The sequence below is a fragment of the Clostridium sp. genome (assembly GCF_032552055.1).
Classification (GTDB): domain Bacteria; phylum Bacillota; class Clostridia; order Clostridiales; family Clostridiaceae; genus Clostridium.
In genome coordinates, this window is the sequence record NZ_JAWGSV010000345.1 from 1 (window position 1) to 2,631 (window position 2,631).

Below are 2,631 nucleotides of genomic sequence, written 5' to 3' on the forward strand. Positions count from 1 at the left end.
GATATAATCTGCTCCTTAACCTTAGGCAAATACTCCTTTGTATTTTTAAACTTCCCTACTTCGTCTATCATACCTTCAACAAGAAGGAGAGCTGCTGCAACTGGTGTCTTTAATTGATGAGAAGATGCTCTTAAAAATATATCTTGTCTTTTATTCTCTGCTACTAAAAGCCTATTTTTCTCTTCTAATTTAATAAAACTTTCATTTAGCTTGCTATATAACTCATTTAAGGTATCTCCTAATAGAGCTATCTCATCTTCCCCCTTTATTTCAATAGGTAATGCTTCATTTATATTATTCTCTTTAATAAATTCTGCATGATTTGCAAGCTTCTTAATTGGAATTATTATTTTTCTAGAGAAAAAGTAAGTAAAGACTAATAATATTAAAATAAGAACAGCTATTATCATAGGTAAGCTTTGTAATACTATGGCTCTAATATCTTCAATTTTAGGTGTCATTACAGATAATAAAGATACAATTATCTCTCCCTTATCAATTGTAATCGCAAAATATGCTGTAAAATAATTTATTCCATCATAACTATTAAACTCATAAATTACAGTCTCATCTGAAACAATATTCATTTTACTTGTGCCTTCATTAAGTACATTCTTATTATCACTTTCAATAAACTCAAAATTCACTGGTAAATCCTTAAGAAATACTTCCTGATTAAAACTTTTCTTTAAAGTATCAAAAAGCCTTTCAAAGTAAGTATCGTCATCTTTTAATTCCTCTATATTCTCTGAGTAATATCTAAGTTCATCTAATAAACTATTTAAATCATTATCTTTAATAGTAATTTTAGCTGTACCGAAAGTATTGGATGCATATATATTACTACCACTAGAGGGTACTCTAACACTAAGAGTTGCCGTTGGATTAGGGGAATGTATATTATCATAATTTTTATTCTTTATATATTCTTCATGAATTCCCTTTATAGCTTGATAATTACTTTTTCCTTGATAATCAATGTATAAGGAAGGTAACATTATAATAAAATAAACTAGTATAAGCGAAAGAATAATTCCTGAAAGTATTGAACTATAGATAAATGTCTTTTTAGACAAGTTCATCAAATTCCCTCCTTATTAAACTGATATCCAACTCCAATAACTGTTTTTATATAATTATGAGGTAGCTTTTTTCTTAAATTTTTAACATGAGCATCAATAATTCTATCACTAGAAATATAATCCTCATTAAATATCTTCATTATTAATTGCTCTCTATTAAATACTCTATTAGGTTCCTTCATTAGGGTTTGTAATAATAAAAATTCACTTAATGTTAAATTTAAGCTTTGTCCCATATAATAACCTTGATATGTTTTATCATCTATATAAAACTCATTATTATCATTATCAATGTTTTTCTCAGTAAGACTTCTTCTTAAAACAGCTTCTATCCTTTTTAATAGTAATAAAGGTGAAAAGGGTTTGATTACATAATCATCAGTTTTTAAATTAAAAGCCTTAAGTTGAGTTTGCTCATCTCCAAGAGCTGTAAGCATAATAGTAGCCATATCTTTTTTATTTTCATTTATATATTCTAAGACCTCTAATCCAGTAACTTTAGGAACCATTATATCTAAAATAGCTAAATTAAAATTATCCTTTTTTAACATCTCAATAGCATCTTCTCCATTAGATACACAAGTCACATAATATCCTTGCATCTTCATATACTCAGTTGTAACCTCAAGAATATTTGGTTCATCCTCTAAAAATAAAATCTTAATCATAATTTCCCAATCCCCTTATATTAATTTATAAAATAATTATACATTAATTGGAATATTTCTCATAATTTAATATTGTCCACTTTATAATCATAGCTTAATTATAATTTTTCTATATGAATTTAGTATGAAGATAACATGTAGGCTTAATAAAATGAAAAAATTAAGGACTGAAAAAATGAAGGAATGAGGCTTTGCTATGCAAAACCTCATTTATTTTAAAGATACTCTTATAAAAAATCTGCAAAGATTTTTTTTAAACATTCTTTCATTTTTTAATTTTTTCATTCTTTAATTCATAAAATGTTGTGCATTTTATGACAACTTATATAATAATTCCTTATAATATTATTCTTAATTCTTCTAATACTATATATGAGTATATTTTAGGAGGTACTAATTATGAAAAGTGAAAATAAAAAAGTCCATTCTAAAGATAATTATCTAAAGAATGGATCTAAATCTCAAAATCAATATGCTAAAAATCATTATAATTTTACTACTGAAGAACCTGCACTTAATGAAAGTGGAATTGAAGCTAAGAAAAAAGGATTTTAGAAAAAGCTGCGTCTAAGCAGCTTTTTCTAGTTAATTATTCTAACTTTATAATTATATGTTTTAACTAAATATAATTAAATTATTGAATTGCTTATTTGATATATTCTTATGCTGTAAGAAATAATGCAAAGTAAAACAAGAATATAATAGTCCCTACACCAATGACTAAGAAGATTAAACGCTTTTTCATAATTATTCCTCCTAATTATTTATCTTTAAAAACTATTTCATACTTGTCCAAATCATATTCCTTAGCAAAAAATCCAGTTAATACTGTTTCAGCATTACTTCGAGCATTTTTTAATAACCCATTTGCAATAGCATCT

General features: G+C 25.6%; 3 protein-coding genes. 1 reads left to right on the forward strand and 2 read right to left on the reverse strand.

All coding sequences use genetic code 11. The annotated features are described in order from the left end of the window. Together E6248_RS15265 and E6248_RS15270 are read right to left on the reverse strand one after the other, a co-directional pair. Positions 1-1,082 (reverse strand): sensor histidine kinase (locus E6248_RS15265; RefSeq protein ID WP_316341624.1); only part of this gene is annotated, 1,082 nt, incomplete at its 3' end. Further along, complete coding sequence (locus E6248_RS15270; protein WP_316341625.1) at positions 1,082-1,750, reverse strand: response regulator transcription factor; 669 nt, start codon at positions 1,748-1,750, stop codon at positions 1,082-1,084. The genes E6248_RS15265 and E6248_RS15270, both read right to left, overlap by 1 nt. Before the next feature lie 399 nt (positions 1,751-2,149). On the opposite strand from E6248_RS15270, the gene E6248_RS15275 reads away from it, so the two are divergent. Beyond that, positions 2,150-2,305 (forward strand): hypothetical protein, encoded by a 156-nt coding sequence (locus tag E6248_RS15275; RefSeq protein WP_316341626.1) that lies wholly within the window; start codon positions 2,150-2,152, stop codon positions 2,303-2,305. Positions 2,306-2,631: the final 326 nt, after the last annotated feature.